Origin of the sequence: Streptomyces sp. NEAU-sy36 (assembly GCF_013423905.1) — a bacterium.
Classification (GTDB): domain Bacteria; phylum Actinomycetota; class Actinomycetes; order Streptomycetales; family Streptomycetaceae; genus Streptomyces; species Streptomyces misionensis.
In genome coordinates this window covers 3,069,149-3,084,681 of record NZ_CP058977.1, presented here as the reverse complement: position 1 = coordinate 3,084,681, position 15,533 = coordinate 3,069,149, and the positions used below count along the sequence as shown (strand labels likewise).

At 73.7% G+C, this 15,533-nt stretch carries 17 protein-coding genes and 2 pseudogenes; 7 read left to right on the top strand and 12 right to left on the bottom strand.

Features of this window, described 5'->3' with window-relative positions; all coding sequences use genetic code 11:
- Together HZZ00_RS14145 and HZZ00_RS14140 are read right to left on the bottom strand one after the other, a co-directional pair.
- Window positions 1-843 carry an RNA polymerase sigma factor SigF gene (locus tag HZZ00_RS14145; protein WP_180332519.1) on the bottom strand — a complete coding sequence of 281 codons (843 nt, stop codon included), beginning with the start codon at window positions 841-843 and terminating at the stop codon, window positions 1-3.
- Between the two features lie 428 nt (window positions 844-1,271).
- Window positions 1,272-1,706 carry an ATP-binding protein gene (locus tag HZZ00_RS14140; RefSeq protein ID WP_180332518.1) on the bottom strand — a complete coding sequence of 145 codons (435 nt, stop codon included), beginning with the start codon at window positions 1,704-1,706 and terminating at the stop codon, window positions 1,272-1,274.
- A 124-nt stretch (window positions 1,707-1,830) separates the two neighbouring features.
- Here HZZ00_RS14140 and HZZ00_RS14135 point away from each other — a divergent pair, with 124 nt between their 5' ends.
- Both HZZ00_RS14135 and HZZ00_RS14130 read left to right on the top strand, forming a co-directional pair.
- Window positions 1,831-2,073 carry a hypothetical protein gene (locus HZZ00_RS14135; protein ID WP_070026684.1) on the top strand — a complete coding sequence of 81 codons (243 nt, stop codon included), beginning with the start codon at window positions 1,831-1,833 and terminating at the stop codon, window positions 2,071-2,073.
- Window positions 2,074-2,354: 281 nt separating this feature from the next.
- The gene (locus tag HZZ00_RS14130; protein ID WP_180332517.1) at window positions 2,355-2,810 is read left to right on the top strand and encodes a cyclic nucleotide-binding domain-containing protein; all 456 of its coding nucleotides are present in this window, start codon (window positions 2,355-2,357) and stop codon (window positions 2,808-2,810) included.
- Between the two features lie 54 nt (window positions 2,811-2,864).
- Here the strand turns inward: HZZ00_RS14130 and HZZ00_RS14125 are convergent, their stop codons facing one another.
- Both HZZ00_RS14125 and HZZ00_RS14120 read right to left on the bottom strand, forming a co-directional pair.
- Window positions 2,865-4,163 (bottom strand): MFS transporter, encoded by a 1,299-nt coding sequence (locus HZZ00_RS14125; protein ID WP_180332516.1) that lies wholly within the window; start codon window positions 4,161-4,163, stop codon window positions 2,865-2,867.
- Between the two features lie 105 nt (window positions 4,164-4,268).
- Window positions 4,269-4,889: a LysE/ArgO family amino acid transporter gene (locus HZZ00_RS14120; RefSeq protein ID WP_180332515.1), complete on the bottom strand. Its 621-nt coding sequence runs from the start codon at window positions 4,887-4,889 to the stop codon at window positions 4,269-4,271.
- A 69-nt stretch (window positions 4,890-4,958) separates the two neighbouring features.
- Between HZZ00_RS14120 and HZZ00_RS14115 the strand changes: the two genes are divergently transcribed.
- Window positions 4,959-5,840: a LysR family transcriptional regulator ArgP gene (locus HZZ00_RS14115; protein WP_180333500.1), complete on the top strand. Its 882-nt coding sequence runs from the start codon at window positions 4,959-4,961 to the stop codon at window positions 5,838-5,840.
- A 148-nt stretch (window positions 5,841-5,988) separates the two neighbouring features.
- Window positions 5,989-6,240: a WhiB family transcriptional regulator gene (locus tag HZZ00_RS14110; RefSeq protein WP_180332514.1), complete on the top strand. Its 252-nt coding sequence runs from the start codon at window positions 5,989-5,991 to the stop codon at window positions 6,238-6,240.
- A gap of 12 nt (window positions 6,241-6,252) precedes the next feature.
- On the opposite strand, the gene HZZ00_RS14105 is transcribed toward HZZ00_RS14110, so the two are convergent.
- The 5 genes and pseudogenes from HZZ00_RS14105 to HZZ00_RS14085 all read right to left on the bottom strand — a co-directional run bounded on the left by HZZ00_RS14105 (window position 6,253) and on the right by HZZ00_RS14085 (window position 10,010).
- Window positions 6,253-6,699, bottom strand: a complete 447-nt coding sequence (locus HZZ00_RS14105) for a DUF6098 family protein (RefSeq protein ID WP_180332513.1) — start codon at window positions 6,697-6,699, stop codon at window positions 6,253-6,255.
- A 61-nt stretch (window positions 6,700-6,760) separates the two neighbouring features.
- Window positions 6,761-7,495: pseudogene (locus HZZ00_RS14100) on the bottom strand (sensor histidine kinase); the annotation flags it as partial.
- A 2-nt stretch (window positions 7,496-7,497) separates the two neighbouring features.
- Window positions 7,498-7,788 (bottom strand): annotated as a pseudogene (locus tag HZZ00_RS14095) (response regulator); the annotation flags it as partial.
- Between the two features lie 20 nt (window positions 7,789-7,808).
- Window positions 7,809-8,543, bottom strand: a complete 735-nt coding sequence (locus HZZ00_RS14090; protein WP_180332512.1) for a L,D-transpeptidase family protein — start codon at window positions 8,541-8,543, stop codon at window positions 7,809-7,811.
- A 42-nt stretch (window positions 8,544-8,585) separates the two neighbouring features.
- The gene (locus tag HZZ00_RS14085) at window positions 8,586-10,010 is read right to left on the bottom strand and encodes a M1 family metallopeptidase (protein WP_180332511.1); all 1,425 of its coding nucleotides are present in this window, start codon (window positions 10,008-10,010) and stop codon (window positions 8,586-8,588) included.
- A gap of 161 nt (window positions 10,011-10,171) precedes the next feature.
- Between HZZ00_RS14085 and HZZ00_RS14080 the strand changes: the two genes are divergently transcribed.
- Window positions 10,172-10,519, top strand: coding sequence for a DUF488 domain-containing protein (locus HZZ00_RS14080; RefSeq protein ID WP_180332510.1), 348 nt, complete (start codon window positions 10,172-10,174; stop codon window positions 10,517-10,519).
- A gap of 36 nt (window positions 10,520-10,555) precedes the next feature.
- Here HZZ00_RS14080 and HZZ00_RS14075 read toward each other — a convergent pair whose 3' ends face one another.
- A complete protein-coding gene (locus HZZ00_RS14075; protein ID WP_180332509.1) occupies window positions 10,556-12,229 on the bottom strand; it encodes an FAD-binding dehydrogenase in 1,674 nt (557 codons plus the stop codon).
- Window positions 12,230-12,246: 17 nt separating this feature from the next.
- A complete protein-coding gene (locus HZZ00_RS14070; protein WP_180332508.1) occupies window positions 12,247-12,894 on the bottom strand; it encodes a TetR/AcrR family transcriptional regulator in 648 nt (215 codons plus the stop codon).
- Between the two features lie 133 nt (window positions 12,895-13,027).
- Between HZZ00_RS14070 and HZZ00_RS14065 the strand changes: the two genes are divergently transcribed.
- Window positions 13,028-13,657: an alpha-ketoglutarate-dependent dioxygenase AlkB gene (locus HZZ00_RS14065; RefSeq protein ID WP_180332507.1), complete on the top strand. Its 630-nt coding sequence runs from the start codon at window positions 13,028-13,030 to the stop codon at window positions 13,655-13,657.
- Window positions 13,658-13,743: 86 nt separating this feature from the next.
- The gene (locus HZZ00_RS14060) at window positions 13,744-14,511 is read left to right on the top strand and encodes an MBL fold metallo-hydrolase (RefSeq protein ID WP_180332506.1); all 768 of its coding nucleotides are present in this window, start codon (window positions 13,744-13,746) and stop codon (window positions 14,509-14,511) included.
- A 15-nt stretch (window positions 14,512-14,526) separates the two neighbouring features.
- Here HZZ00_RS14060 and HZZ00_RS14055 read toward each other — a convergent pair whose 3' ends face one another.
- Window positions 14,527-15,393, bottom strand: coding sequence for a universal stress protein (locus tag HZZ00_RS14055; RefSeq protein WP_180332505.1), 867 nt, complete (start codon window positions 15,391-15,393; stop codon window positions 14,527-14,529).
- Between the last annotated feature and the right edge of the window lie 140 nt (window positions 15,394-15,533).

Sequence of the window (15,533 nt, the reverse complement as noted above, 5' to 3'; positions counted from 1 at the left end):
TCAGGCGGTGCCGCCCGTGCGGCGGCTGCCGAGCGCCTCGTCACGGACCCGGGCGCAGCTGCGGCTGATCAGCCGGGAGACGTGCATCTGGGAGATGCCGAGCCGGTCCGCGATCCGGCTCTGCGTCATGTCCTCGAAGAAGCGCATGTAGAGGATGGCCCGCTCGCGCTCCGGCAGTCGGCGCAGCCCTTCCTTGGCGGCCTCGCGGTCGATCACGACGTCGTATGAGCCGTCGGCGGCGCCGAGGGTGTCGGCGAGGCTGTAGCCGTCGTCGCCGCTGGACAGCTCGGCGTCCAGGGACAGCGTGCTGAAGCTCTCCAGCGCCTCCAGGCCGGCGGCGACGTCCTCCTCGCTGAGCCCGGTGTGGGCGGCGATGTCGGCGACGGTGGGTTCCGGGCTGCCGGGGTTCTGGGTGAGTTCCCGGCGGGCCACACGTACGCGGTTGCGCAGTTCCTGCACCCGGCGCGGGACCCTCAGGGCCCACATGCGGTCGCGGAAGTGGCGCTTGACCTCGCCGGTGATGGTCGGCACGGCGTAACTCTCGAACGCGCCGCGCGAGGGGTCGTACCGGTCGACGGCCTTCACCAGGCCCAGCGCCGCCACCTGGCGCAGATCCTCCACGGACTCGCCGCGGTCGCGGAACCGGCCGGCGATGCGGTGCGCCATGGGCAGCCAGGCGGCGACCAGTTCATCGCGTACGGCGTCCCGCTCGGGACCGTCGTCCAGGGCCGCAAGCCGGGTGAAGAGCTCCACGGTGTCGGGAGCGTCGTCGTGGCTCCGTCGTGCGGTCGCGGCGGTGGGGGCGGGCGTGCCGGGACGGCTTGTCGACATATCGGTCAGCATGCGGATTCGCTCCTGAACGTGGTGTCTGGGCACTGCCGGAACGTGATTCCGGTTCTGGCCCGAACGGTGCTGTCAGGGTTCGCCGCGGGAACGCCCAGGGCCCACCGAGAGGGGGCCCGGTCCTGACGTTCCCGCCGGGCGCGCGCCTCCGGTCCGAAGCACGAGATTCCGTCTGCCCCCCGGCCCCGGTGGCAAACACCCGCGCCGGAAGGAATCGCGGAGCGCTGGTGAGGGGGGTGCGGTGGCGGGGGCGTGGCGTGGGGGAACGGGTGTGGCGCACGGGCGGGATCGGTGTGCGGCGCGGAGCGACGATCACCGGCGCACGCTTCACGGAAGCGAACGCGGACGCGGACAGCGGGGCGTCCTGCGGGTGCGGCGAGCAGGGCCCCCGGGCCCGGACGGGGGCCTCGGGGCGGCGCCCGGCGCGCTCAGCCCAGCGGTACCACCGCGGTGATCCGCTTGCCTCCGCATGGCAGCTCGCAGACGCGCACGTCGCGGGCGAGGTGGCAGACGATGGGCCAGCCCCGGCCATGGCGGCGGGTGGGGGCGTGGCCGTCGACGGGTGCGGTGGCGACCGGGAGTTCGTCGCTGCGGTCGCTCACCGAGACCCGGACGCCGCCGGAGTCGACCTCCACGTCGAAGCCGGTGATGCCGCCGCCGTGCACGATGGCGTTGGTGGTGAGTTCCGAGGTGACCAGGAGTGCGTCGTCCATGGTCTGCTGGCGGAGCGGCAGATGCCGCGCCCGGCATCGCTCGGTGACCGCGCGCTGAACGGCCCTGCGGGCGTCGGCCGGGCGGCACGGCGGCCGGCGCGGGGGTTCGTCCGTCGGGGCGGAGCAGCCGGTCCGGGGTATGTCTGGCATCCCTTCCCTCCCTGGGCACTGCCGGGATACGCGCTCTCTCCCTGTCCGGCTCACCCTTGGCGGCCCCCTCAAACACGCTGGGTGCCGCTGTCATTACCGCGCCCGGACGGGGTACCCGTGCCGCATGACCGACGTGGTGGACGCGGACGAGTTGCTGCGGCGCATCCAGCGGGGCAGGGACCGCGCGGCCGAAGGGGAACGGCTCTGGGCGGATCGCGCCCAGGCCCTGACGGCCAGCGATCCGGACGGCGCGCGGGAGGCGGCGGTGCGGGCACGGGCGTACGAGGCGGTGCTGCGGGTGCTGGAGGAGATCGTCCGGCCCGGCGGCCCGCCGCTGACGACGGAGGGCGTGAGACGGGTCACCTAGGCCGCTGTCCGGTTGCGTGAATCGCCCCCGAGTGGTTTATCGTTCATCCATAAGTGATGCGGGAGCGGGTCTCCGACTCCCCGCGTCACCCTGAACTGCCCTGGCTGGCCTCCCCCGTCCAGCCAGGGCTTTTTTCTGCCCGCGCGACGGCGGACGAGAAGAAAACCGCGCCCTTCGAGGTGCCCTGGGCGGCGCCAGCGGCTGAAATGGGTGTGACGAACGCACCCGGCCCGCACAGAGCCCCGCAGCACCCGAACCGCCGCCGGCGAGGAGCCCGCGCCATGACCAAAGCGATAAAACTGCTGACCGCCCTGCCCCAGGCGCAGCGTGAGCGCCTGATGGAGCTGGCCAAGGAGGTGTCCTTCCCGGAGGACACCCGTATCTTCGAGGCGGGCGGCACGGCCGACCGGTTCTGGGTGATCCGTTCGGGCGCGGTCCATCTGGACCAGGAGGTCACCGCGCGCAGGCGGGTGACCGTGGCCACGCTCGGCGCGGGCGACCTGCTCGGCTGGTCCTGGCTCTTCCCGCCGTACCGGTGGGACTTCGGCTCGGTGGCCTTCAGCAATGTGCGCGCCTACGAGTTCGACGGGCCCTCGGTGCTCGCGCTGTGCGTGGAGGACCCGCTGCTCGGGCTGTCGCTGGTGCGCTCGGTGGCCGAGATCCTCGCCCACCGGCTGGAGATCACCCGCGGCAGGCTGATGGAGCAGTACGCGCTGGGCCGCCGCAGTCCGATGTAGGGCCGGTCCTTCCGGGTCCGCCGAGCGGGCCGGCCCGGAAGGCGGGTTTCGTCCTCAGATCCGGTAGCGCCGCAGCGCCGGCACGGTCGCGGCCAGGGCCAGCATCAGCACGACGACCAGGGCGCCGCCGCCCGCGACGGCCGCGCGCGGGCCGAACAGGGAGCCGGCGGTGCCGTGCAGCACGTCGGCCAGCCGCGGGCCGCCCGCCACCACGACGGTGAACACGCCCTGCATCCGGCCGCGCATCTCGTCGGTCGCGGCGGACAGCAGGATCGCGCCCCGGAACACCATCGAGATCATGTCCGCGACACCGGCCGCGGCGAGGAAGGCCAGCGCGACCCAGAGATTGCCGCTGAGCCCGAACCCGGCGATGGCCACGCCCCAGCCGACGACCGCGCCGATGACCATCCAGCCGTGCCGGCGGGCCCGGGAGAAGACGCCCGAGAACAGCCCGCCGAGCACCGCGCCGACCGGGATGCCGGCGAACAGCACGCCGAGCGCGAGCCCCTCGCCCCACCCGTCGTAGGTCTGCGCGGCCAGCTGCGGGAACAGGGCACGGGGCATGCCGAACACCATGGCGACGATGTCGGCGAGGAAGGACAGCAGCAGTACCTTGTGCCCGGATATGTAGCGGAACCCGTCGGCTATCTCGCGCACCCCGGCACGGCGGGCCGGGCCGTCGCCGAGCGGGGGCAGCGCGGGCAGCCGGAAGACGGCCCACACGGTGACGCACAGCGCGAGGGCGTCGATCAGGTACAGCTCGGGCAGCCCGATCACCGGGATGAGCACACCGGCGAGCAGCGGGCCGGCCACCAGTCCGGTCTGCATCACGGTGGAGCTGAGCGCGTTGGCCGCGGGCAGTTCCCGGGCCGGGACCAGCCGGGCGATGGAGGCGTTGCGGGCCGGGGAGTTGAGACCGAAGAAGGCCTGCTGGAGTGCGAGCAGCACCATGAGGACGACGACCGAGTCCAGCCCGCCGACGGCCTGCGCCCAGAACAGCAGGGAGGTCACCGCGATGCCGATGTTGGTCACCAGCAGCAGCTTGCGGCGGTCCACGGTGTCGGCGACCGCCCCGCCCCACAGCGCGAACACCACCATGGGCACCAGGCCGGCGAGGCTCGCGTAGCCGACCCAGGCCGAGGAGTGGGTGATGTCGTAGATCTGCTTGGGTACGGCGACCGCGGTGAGCTGGCTGCCCACGGCGGTCACGATGGTCGAGGACCACAGGCGCCGATAGGCGGGGATGCGCAGCGGGCGGGTGTCCATCGCCCAGCGCCGCCAGCCCCGGCGGGGCGGGTTGTCGGCCGTCGGGGCGTCGTCGCCGGTCTCGGTCGTGCTCTCGCTCGTGTTCACGGATGTCCTGGTTGCTCGTTACATCTTTTCAGTTCGAGAGCCTAACTATCGCATCCGTTCGACCGGGAGACCCGTCTCGGCCTTCGGGCGACGGGCACCCCGTGCTCAGCTCCCGAGGAGCAAGGAGCCGCCCAGCACGAGCATGGTGGCGGCGACCAGGCCGTCCAGGATCCGCCAGGCGCCGGGCCGGGCCAGGTACCGGCCGAGCAGCCGGGCGCCGAAGCCGAGCGCGGTGAACCAGCACAGGCTGGCGAGCGCGGCGCCGAGCCCGAAGGTCCAGCGCAGCGGGCCCCGGTCGGCGGCGAGGGAACCCAGCAGGAACACGGTGTCCAGGTAGACGTGGGGATTGAGCCAGGTCATCGCCAGGCAGGTGAGCACCGCACGGCGCCGGGAACCGGCCGCCTCGCCCACCGCGGTCAGGCCGGTGGCGGCCGGCCGCACCACCCGGCGCGCGGCGAGCAGCCCGTAGCAGAGCAGGAAGACGCCGCCGACGATCCCGACCGCACGGACCGCGCCCGGCCAGGCCACCACCAGGGCGCCGACACCGCCGACGCCGAGGGAGATGAGCACCGCGTCGGACAGGGCGCAGATGCCGACCACGGCGAGGACGGCGTCCCGGCGCACCCCCTGCCGCAGGACGAAGGCGTTCTGGGCGCCGATGGCGGCGATCAGGGACATGCCGGTGCCGAACCCGGCGACCGCGGCGGTCAGGGCGGTGTTGTTCATGCGTTCGAAACTAAGGACGCCGGGGGGCCAAGTACAGCTAAAGATTCTTACGTATCCTTAGCGCTCGTGATGGACCTCCCCCTGGACCAGGTACGGACGCTGCTCGCGGTGGTCGACGAGGGCACCTTCGACGCGGCGGCCGCCGCCCTGCACGTGACGCCGTCGGCGGTCAGCCAGCGGGTCAAGGCCCTCGAACAGCGCACCGGGCGCGTACTGCTGCAACGGACCAAACCGGTACGGCCCACCGAGTCCGGCGCGGTGCTGGTGCGGTACGCCCGCCAGCTCGCCCGGCTCGAACGCGACGCGTGGGGCGAGCTGGGACTCAGCGGGGCCGGAGAGCCCACCCGGGTGTCGGTCGCGGTGAACGCGGACTCGCTGGCGACCTGGTTCCTGCCCGCGCTGAGCCGCGTGCCGGGGCTCTGCTTCGAGCTGCACCGCGAGGACGAGGGGCACACGGCGGTGCTGCTGCGCGAGGGGCTGGTGATGGCGGCGGTGACCTCGTCGCCCGACCCGGTGCCCGGCTGCACGGCGCGCCCGCTCGGCCGGATGCGCTATCTCCCGGCCGCCGAACCGGAGTTCGCCCGCACCCGGATCGCCGGCCGGCCCCTGGTGGACGGCCTGACCACGGCGCCCGTGGTGGTCTTCGACCGCAAGGACGACTTCCAGGACGCCTATGTCCGCCGGCTGGGCGGTGCCTCGGCCGGTCCGCTCCGGCACTACGTGCCCACCTCGGAGGGCTTCCTCGACGCGGTCGCCGCGGGCCTCGGCTGGGGCATGGTGCCCGAGGTCCAGGCGTATCCCTTGCTGGACGAGGGTTTGCTGACCCTGCTCGCGCCCGGCGAGTGGATGGACGTCACCCTGTACTGGCAGCAGTGGAAGCTCGACTCCCCCGCGCTGGCGGCACTGGCGGACGCGGTGACCGCCACGGCGGCCGAGGCCCTGCGGGGCTGAGAGCCAGAGGTGGCCGAAAGACATCGGCCCGACGAGGTTCCCCGGCCCGATGCGGTCGCCGCCGTTTCACTCCGCTACGACCGGTCACCCGCACCCGGAACGCCTTCGACAGGACACGGTCATTCCCGATCCGATCCAGGAGACTTCCATGGAGAACTGGCGCGATCATGCCGCGTGCCGTCATGAGGACCCCGATCTCTTCTTCCCCATAGGCACCACCGGGCCCGCGCAGGTGCAGGCCGAGCGGGCCAAGGTGGTGTGCGGGCGCTGCCCGGTCCGGCAGCAGTGTCTCGACTGGGCGCTGGACACCGGCCAGGGCATCGGCGTCTGGGGCGGTACCACCGAGGTGGAGCGCCGGGCGCTGCGCCGCCGGGCCCGCTCCCACCCGCGCTCGGGCTGACCGGGCGCCGGTTCAGCCGCCGCGGCGCAGGGTGCCCCACGCCCGCTCCTGCCGGTTCACCTCCGTGCGGGCCGCCTCGATCACCTCGTCGGCGATCCAGCACAGCGGCTCGACCTCGGTCACCAGGGGCTCGTTGTCGGGGCCCCGGCCGTTCTCCCGGCCCGTGAGGACCCAGGGGCGCACGCCGGGCCCCTTGTCGTGGGGCAGGTGCGCGTAGTCGTACAGGCGGCGGGCCGTCCACAGCCGGAGCGAGCGGTCACCCCACCAGCCCTCCACATCAAGGGGGTTGGCGGACAGGCCGGGCATGGGCACGCCGGTCAGCTCGTCGGTGCTGGAGACGGCGTGGAGGTCGACGCCGGGTCCCCTGGACCAACGCACGTACAGGCCGCGGTGCCGGGCCACCAGCTCGGCCGCCTCGGCGAGCGTGGACACGGTGGGCAGGTCGTCCGATGCGCTCATGGGCTCCGGGGTACCCCCGGGACGCGAGGGGAACCGGACCCGGCACCCCACGACATCCCGCTCACGGTTCCTCGCCCGGCGCTTCCCCGGCCGGCAGCCGCAGGGTGAACACCGCGCCCGCGCCGGCCTCGCTGGCCGCCCCCGCGGTGCCACCGTGCGCGGCGACCAGTTGGCGGACGATGGACAGCCCGAGCCCGCTGCCCCCGGTGCGGCGGCTGCGGGACTTCTCCGCGCGCCAGAACCGCTCGAAGACCCGCGGCAGATCCTCGGGGGCGATCCCGCCGCCGGTGTCGGCGACGGTGAGCACCGCGTCCGCGCCGTCCCGGCGGGCTGTCAGCGTGACCGTGCCGCCGGGCGGGGTGTGCCGCAGCGCGTTGGAGACGAGGTTGCCGAGCGCCTGCCGCATCCGCACCGGGTCGGCGTCCAGCCAGACGGCGGGGTCGGCCTCGGTCACCAGCGTGACCCGGGCGGCGTCCGCGGCCACCCGGTGCGCGGCGGCGACCTGGGCCAGCAGTTCCGCCGCCGGCAGCGGTTCGCGGTGCAGACGCAGCGTGCCCGCGTCGGCGGCGGCGAGGTCCTGGAGGTCGTCGATGATCCGCTGGAGGACGACCGCCTCCTCGTGCAGGGAGTCCAGCAGACCCGGGTCGGGCTCCACCACGCCGTCGCGCATCACCTCCAGCCAGCCGCGGATGTTGGTCAGCGGGCTGCGCAGTTCGTGCGCGATGTCGCTGACCATGGCCTTGCGCTGGGCCTCCAGGCGTTCGCGGCGCTCGGTGAGGGCGTTGAACGCCTCCGCGGGAGGTCGAGGCCGAGCAGCAGGTCGTCCTCGCCGGAGCGGGCCGTGAGCATCACCACGGGCACCGTCGGCTCACCGTCGTCCCCCCGCAGTCGGCGGCAGACGTCGAAGCCGTCGAGGACCGGCAGCATCAGGTCGAGGACGAGCAGGTCGGGCCGCAGGCGGCGGGCCGCGTCGAGCGCGGCCGCGCCGTCGTGCACCACCGTCGCGGTGTGTCCCTCGGCCAGCAGGGAGCGGCGGATCAGTTCGGCCTGTTTCTCGTCGTCCTCGGCGACCAGCACATGTGCGCACACAAGTGCGGATCCTAAGCGGCTCAAGCGGCGAGCCAGTCGGCGTACCCCATCGCGACGACCGGGTGCCGCGCCGGGTCGAGGGTGCGCAGCAGCTCCTTCATGTGTCCCTTGGAGACGCTGACGCAGCCGTGGGTGGGGCCGCCGTGGTCGACGTGCAGCCAGACGCCCCCGCCGCGCTTCTCGCCCAGCGGGCGGGTCCAGTCCAGCGGGGAGGTGCCGGGCTTGCGGTTGTAGTCGATGGCGATGACGTAGTCGAAGCAGCCGTCCAGGGGTTCGCCCTCGAAGCCGGTGCCGGGCGAGTGGAACCGGAGGGACTGGTGGTACGGCAGCTTGCTGCCCGGGTCGGGCAGCAGCCCCCCGGCGTCCGAGAGGGCGTAGACGCCGAGCGGGGAGCGCAGGTCGTTCAGCATGTGGTGGGCGCTCCAGCCGCGCAGGGCGTTGTGCGCGGGCCAACTGGGGCCCGCCTGCCAGCCGTCGGCGGTGCGCTGGTGCAGGACGACCGTGCACTGCGGGGAGTCGGGGCCGCGCCCGGTGGCGACGACGACCTGGCCGCACTGCTTCGGTATCGCCGCCGAGCGGGCGGGTCCGAGTCCGGGTATGCCCTGGTGGGCCTGGTCGGCCTGGGAGGTGGTGCCCGTCGCGGGTGCCGGCCGGGTGGTCGGCGTGCGGCGCCCGGTCCCCCCGGCCCCGCCGCCGCAGCCGGTGAGCAGCAGCGGGGAGGCGAGGAGGCCGACGGCGGTTCTGCGGTTGATCATGCTGTCGAGCTTCGCCGACGGTTATGTGGAAATGGTAAGAATTCAGCCCCTGTTCGGCTTGCCCTTCGTGAACAGCCAGGTGTGGAAGAGGGGATCGAGCCGCTTTCCGGACTCCTTCTCCGCGAGCCGGACGAACTGCGCGGTGGTGCCGTGCCCGTGGCGGTGCCCGGTGGCCCAGGCGCGCAGGATGCGGAAGAAGGCTCTGTCGCCGACCGCCTTGCGCAGCTCGTGCAGGGCCATGGCGCCGCGCTCGTAGACGGGGCTGCCGAAGATGTTCGCGCCGCTGCCCGGGTCGCCGGGCGGGTAGGCCCACAGCCCGTCGTCCGCCGGGCGGGCGTAGAGGGCGTCGAAGGCCTTCTGGGCACTGGCACCGCCGTGCTGTTCCGAGTAGAGCCACTCCGCGTAGGTGGCGAAGCCCTCGTTGAGCCAGATGTCCTTCCAGGAGGTCAGCGACACCGAGTCGCCGTACCACTGGTGGGCGCTCTCGTGCACGAGGGTGAGGAGGTCGGGCGCGGAGTCGTAGAGCGGGCGGGTCTGGGTCTCCAGGGCGTAGCCGACGTCCGCGTGGTCGACGATGGACCCGGCGGACGTGAACGGGTAGGGCCCGAACAGCTTGCTCTCCCACTCCAGGACGGAGGGCAGCTTGGCGAGCACCGGGGCGGCGGCCTCGGCCTCGCGGGGGTCGACGGCGTCGTACACCTGGATGCCGTCGCGGGTGGTGTACCGGTGGACCTGGAAGGTGCCGATGGTGGCGGTGGCCAGGTAGGCGGCCATCGGCTGGGTCTCGCGCCAGCGGAAGGTGGTCTCGCCCCCGGCGGTGCGCTGCCCGAGCAGGACGCCGTTGGCGACGGCGGTGCGGCCCTTGGGCACGGTGATCGTGAAGTCGTACGACGACTTGTCCTTGGGGTGGGCGTTCGCCGGGAACCAGGTCATGGCGCCCTGTGGTTCGCCGGCGACGAACGCGCCGTCGTCGGTGGGGATCCAGCCGTCCGCCGAGCCGTCCGGGTCGGTGACCGGCTTCGGGGTGCCGTGGTACCCGACGGTGACCGTGAAGTCCTGGCCGGCGCGCAGGGCGTGGCGCGGGGTGACGACGAGTTCCTGTCCGGAGCGCGCGACGGCGGTGGCGGCGGCGCGGTCGACGGTGACGCCGTCGACCGTCAGCCCCTTCAGGTCGAGGTCGAAGCGGGTGAGCGGCTGGGTGGCGCGGGCGGTGAGGACCGCGGTGCCGGTCAGCCGGCCGCCGCTCCGGTAGCGCAGCGTCAGGTCGTAGTGGCGCACGTGGTAGCCGCCGTTGCCGCTGAGCGGGAAGTAGGGGTCGCCCGCGCCGGCCGCTCCGGTGGTGCCCGTCCCGGCCGGTGCGGCGGCGCCGAGGAGGGCGGCGACGGCGACGGGGACGGTGGCGAGGACCGTCCGGCGGCCGAATACCGTGCCACGGCGGCGTGCGGGCTGTCTGCGGGGTGGCGTCACGTGCGCTCCTTGTGCGGGCTGGTGCTCGGCTGGCCCACAGATTAGGCGCCCCGGTGGCCCGGGCTCCGTCTCGTTTCGGCCAAGTGGCGCCGACCGGCGCGTGCCGGGCCGGCGCAGTACGCTCGCGGAAACGGCCCCTGGTGTGAAGGAGGGACCCGGCCATGAGCGTGCGGGTACGCCGGATCTACGAGGAACCCGATCCCGACGACGGCCTGCGGGTCCTGGTCGACCGGCTCTGGCCGCGCGGGGTGGCCAAGGCGGAGGCGCACGTGGACGAGTGGCCCAAGGGGCTCACTCCGTCGGCCGAACTGCGCACCTGGTTCCACGGCGGCGGCTCCTACGAGGAGTTCCGCCGCCGCTACGAGGCGGAACTGGACGCCCCCGAGGCCGCCGAACTCCTCGACGGCCTGCGCGAGTCCGTCCGCAAGGGCCGCGTGACCCTGCTGACGGCGTCGAAGACACCCGAGCGCAGCCACGCCCAGGTGCTGCTGGAACAGCTCGGCGGCTGACCCCGCGGGAGCCGGCCGGGCACCGGACGGCCGGGCTCAGCCCGTCTGGCGGGCGGCGTGCCGGCCCGCGGCGCGGCCGGAGAAGAGGCAGCCGCCGAGGAAGGTGCCCTCCAGGGAGTTGTAGCCGTGCACCCCGCCGCCGCCGAAGCCGGCCACCTCGCCCGCCGCGTACAGCCCCTCGATCGGGCTGCCGTCGGTACCGAGGGCCCGGGAGTCGAGGTCGGTCTGGATGCCGCCGAGCGTCTTGCGGGTGAGCACGTGCAGCCGTACGCCGATCAGCGGGCCCGCGGCCGGGTCCAGCAGGCGGTGCGGGACGGCGACCCGGCCGAGGCGGTCGCCGAGGTAGCGGCGGGCGTTGCGGATGCCCTGGACCTGGGAGTCCTTGCTGTACGGGTTGGCCATCTGGAGGTCGCGGGCCTCGATCTGGCGGCGCACCTCGGCGGCGTCGAGCAGCGGCTTGCCGGTGAGGGCGTTCATCTTCTCGACCAGGTGCTCCAGGGACCCGGCGGTGACGAAGTCGGCCCCCTTGTCGAGGAATGCCTGCACCGGACCGGGCGCCCCCTTGCCGAGGACCCGGTCGCGCAGCACCGCCTTGCGGTCCTTGGCGGTGATGTCGGGGTTCTGCTCGGAGCCGGAGAGGGCGAACTCCTTCTCGATGATCTTCCGGGTGAGGACGAACCAGGAGTGGTCGTAGCCCGCGATGTCCTCGGTGGTGCGCAGGTACTTGAGGGTGCTGAGGGTGTCGTAGCCGGGCAGGCAGGGGTCGGGCAGCCGGCGGCCGAGGGCGTCCAGCCAGATGGAGGACGGGCCGGGCAGGATGCGGATGCCGTGGCCGGGCCAGACCGGGTCCCAGTTCCGCAGGCCCTCGGTGTAGTGCCACATCCGGTCCCGGTTGACCAGCCGGACGCCGGCCGCCGCGCTGATGTCGAGCATGCGGCCGTCGACGTGGGCGGGTACGCCGGTGACCATCTCGGCGGGGGCCGTGCCGAGGCGCGCGGGCCAGTAGCGGCGCACGATGTCGTGGTCGGCGCCGATCCCGCCGGTGGTGACGACGACGGCCTGGGCGGTGAGTTCGAAGTCGCCGACGCGCTCGCGGCTGGTGGCGACGCCGCGCGGTGCGTCGTCGGGGGCGAGGACGGTGCCGCGCACGCCGCGGGCCGTACCGTCCTCGATGACCAGTTCGTCCACCTGGTGGCGGTGGTGGAAGGTCAGCAGCCCGTCGCGGGCGGCCCGCCGGGCGTGCTCGACGAAGGGTCCGACCACTCCGGTGCCGGTGCCCCAGGCGATGTGGAAGCGGGGCACGGAGTTGCCGTGTCCGTCGGCCCTGAGGTCGCCGCGCTCGGCCCAGCCGACGGTGGGCAGCAGTTCTATGCCGTGGCCGCGGAGCCAGGACCGCTTCTCGCCGGCCGCGAACTCCACGTAGGCGCGGGCCCATCGGACCGCCCAGGAGTCCTCGTCCTCGATCCGGTCGAACTGCGCGCTGCCGCGCCAGTCGTTCCAGGCCAGTTCGAAGGAGTCCTTGATGCCGATGCGGCGCTGTTCCGGGGAGTCGACGAGGAAGAGGCCGCCGAAGGACCAGTACGCCTGGCCGCCGAGGTTGGCGCCGTTCTCCTGGTCGACGAGGGCCACCCGGCGTCCCCGGCTGGTGAGTTCGTGGGCCGCGACCAGGCCGGCGAGGCCCGCTCCGACGACGATGACGTCCGCGTCCATGACGTGGGGTTCCTTCCTCAGTGCGTGGATGAGGGGGCGGCGGCGGTGGGCGGCGCGGTGCGGCCGTCGGTGAGCAGGGCGGTGAGCAGTTGTTTGAGCCAGGTCCGCGCGCGTTCGACGTCCTTGTCCAGCAACAGCTGGACGGTGACGCCGTCGTACGCGGCGACCACGGCGTGCGCGGCGCCCGCCGCGTCGCCGAGCACGGCGGGCAGCGCGGTGTGGCCCCGGGCCCGGAAGAGGCGGTCGGCGACGGCCTCGCGGAGCCGGGCGCGGTGGTCGAGGAGGGCCCCGGCGACGGCCGGGTCGCGGGCGGCGTGCACCAGGAAGTCGGTCTTCACCAGCAGCCAGTCCACGTCGAGCAGCAGCACCTCGGTGACGCGGTCCACGGCGGCCGGTACGTCGAGGCCGGGGCCGTCCTCGGCGAGGGCGCCCGCGACCTGGTCGGCGATGAGGTCGGCGCGCTCCTGGTAGAGGGCGAAGAACAGCTCGTCCAGGGTGGCGAAGTTGGAGTAGAAGGCGCCCCGGCTGTACCCGGCGGCCTCGCAGACCTCCTCGATGGAGACCCGCCCGAAGCCCTTGGCGGCGAACACCCGGAACGCGGCGTCGAGCAGCCGGGCACGGGTGTGCGCCCGGCGCCGGGGGACGCGCTCGGCGGTCTCCTGCATGGCGGCACCTCGCTTTCGATACAGGAATGTATCCAATACATCCGTGTATCGAAAGGGGCGGACACGAGGGGACCCGGCGGAACCGCGAATGATCAAATGGAACGGATTTTCGATTAAGGAGTACGCTGGCTCCATGGCCACGCACCTCCAGGGCTCCCTGTTCGACCAGACCGACGAGCTGGGGCTCGGCCCGCTGGACGGACTGCGCCGGACCGTGCTGGGCGCCGGCGCCTGGATCGACGTGCTGCCGGGCTGGCTCGGCGGCGCCGACACCCTGTTCGAAACACTGGCGGCGCAGGTGCCCTGGCGCGCCGAGCGCCGCAAGATGTACGACAACGTCGTCGCCGTACCGCGCCTGCTGGCCTTCTACGGCGCGGCGGACCCCCTCCCCCACCCGGTCCTGGACGAGGCCCGCGCCGCGCTGTCCCGGCACTACGCCGACGAACTGGGCGAGCCGTTCACCACCGCCGGGCTGTGCTTCTACCGCGACGGACGGGACAGCGTGGCCTGGCACGGCGACCGGATCGGCCGGGGCTCGCGCGAGGACACCATGGTGGCGATCCTCTCCGTGGGCGAGCCCCGCGATCTGCTGCTGCGCCCGGCCGGCGGGGGCGGCCCTACGGTGCGGCGGCCGCTCGGACACGGCGATCTGATCGTGATGGGCGGCTCCTGCCAGCGCACCTGGGAGCACTGCGTGCCGAAGACGGCGCGGGCGGCCGGGCCGCGGATCAGCATCCAGTTCCGGCCGCAGGGTGTGCGCTGAGACTCCGGCCGACCCCTTGCGCCGTGTGGTGCCCGATCTGGTTGGCTGTCGTCCCGACGATCATCGACACTCGGGGCGGAGAGAGCATGCGGGCACAGGTACACCAAGTCGCCGACGGCACCTATCTGGTGCACGGCAACAACGTCAACTGGGTGATCCTCAAGGACGGGGACGGCATCACGCTGATCGACACCGGTTACCCCGGGGACCGGCCGGGGGTCCTGGAGTCCCTCGCGGAGGTGGGCGGTTCGCCGGAGGCGGTCGCCGCGGTACTGATCACCCACGCGCACAACGACCATCTGGGCTCGGCCGAGTATCTGCGCACCACCCACGGCACGCCCGTCTACCTGCACCCGGCAGAAGTCCCGCACGCCCGCCGGGACTTCCTGCACCAGGCCACCATCGGCGACGTCGTCCGCAACGCCTGGCGGCCGGGCCTGCTGCCCTGGGCGGCGCACGTCATCAAGGTCGGCGGCATCGAGCACAACCCGGTCACCGCGCCCGAGCCGTTCCCCGCCGAGGGCCCGCTGGACCTGCCAGGGCGCCCGGTGCCCGTGCACACCCCCGGCCACACCGACGGCCACTGCGTCTACCACCTGCCCGAGGCGGGCATCGTGATCTCCGGCGACGCCCTGGTCAGCGGGCACGCCACCTCGCGGGTGAAGGGACCGCAGCTGCTGCACGGCTTCTTCCACCACGACGGCGGCCAGGTGCTGGACTCCCTGGACGTGATCGCGGCCCTCGACGGCGACACCCTGCTGCCCGGCCACGGCCCGGTCCACCGGGGCGCGGTGCGCGCCGCCGCCGAACAGGCCCGCGACCGGGCCACCCGCGGATCCCGCGGGCGGGCCTAGGGTTCGAGTCCCGCGCTACACGTGCGGGACCACCGCCACCGGGCAGTCCGCGTGGTGCAGCACGCCGTGGGCGACCGATCCGATGCGGGCCCCCACGGCGGTGCGCCGGGCCCGCCGGCCGACGACCATCAGCTGGGCCCGGCCGGCCAGCGACAGCAGCACCTGCCCGGCGCTGCCCATCTCCACCTGCTCGGCCACCGGGACCTCGGGGAACCGCTCCCGCCAGGGCCGCAGCGCGTCGGCCAGGGCCTGCCTCTCGTACGGTTCGAGCCCGCCGGCCTCGTCCAGCAGCCTGAGCGAACCGGGGCTGTAGGCGAAGACCGGCGGCAGGGTCCAGGCCCGCACGGCCCGTACGGTGGCGCCGCGGGCCGCCGCCGTCTCGAAGGCGAAGCGCAGCGTGGCGGCGCTGTCCTCGGGGTCGCCGTGCTGGCCGACCACCACCTCCCGCCCGGCCGCCTCCAGCGCCGGGCGGTCCCCGGCGCGCACCAGCACCACGGGCCGGGCGGCCTCGGCGATGACCTGCTGTCCGACGGAGCCGAGCAGGAAGCCGACGACCGGTCCGTGCCCGCGCGAGCCGAGCACCAGCATCTCGTCCCGCGAGGCAGCGCCGCCGAGCGCCGCCACGGCGCCCTCCTCGACCACGTCGGCGCTCACCGTGAGCTTCGGGTGCCGCTCGGCGAGCGCGCGCACCGTCTCGGCCACGCCCTGCTCCGCCCAGCCCCGCTGCGTCTCCCGGCCGGCTCCGGCGAGTTTGTCGGCGTAGTGCCACGCGTGCAGCACCCGCAGGGGCAGGCCCCGGCGCACGGCCTCCCGGGCCGCCCAGTCGAGCGCGGCCCGGCTCTCCTCCGTGCCGTCCGTCCCTGCCGTGATCGGCCGTGTCATGCCTGGTCTCCTCGTCGTCCCGGGGGTGCGTGCTGCCGGTGCCCACTATCGGGCACCGCGCGGCCCTTGCCGCCCCCGGCCCCACGCCCGTCCGGACGAACCGGGGCGAAGGCGGGCGATCGAAATTACGATGGAGGCGT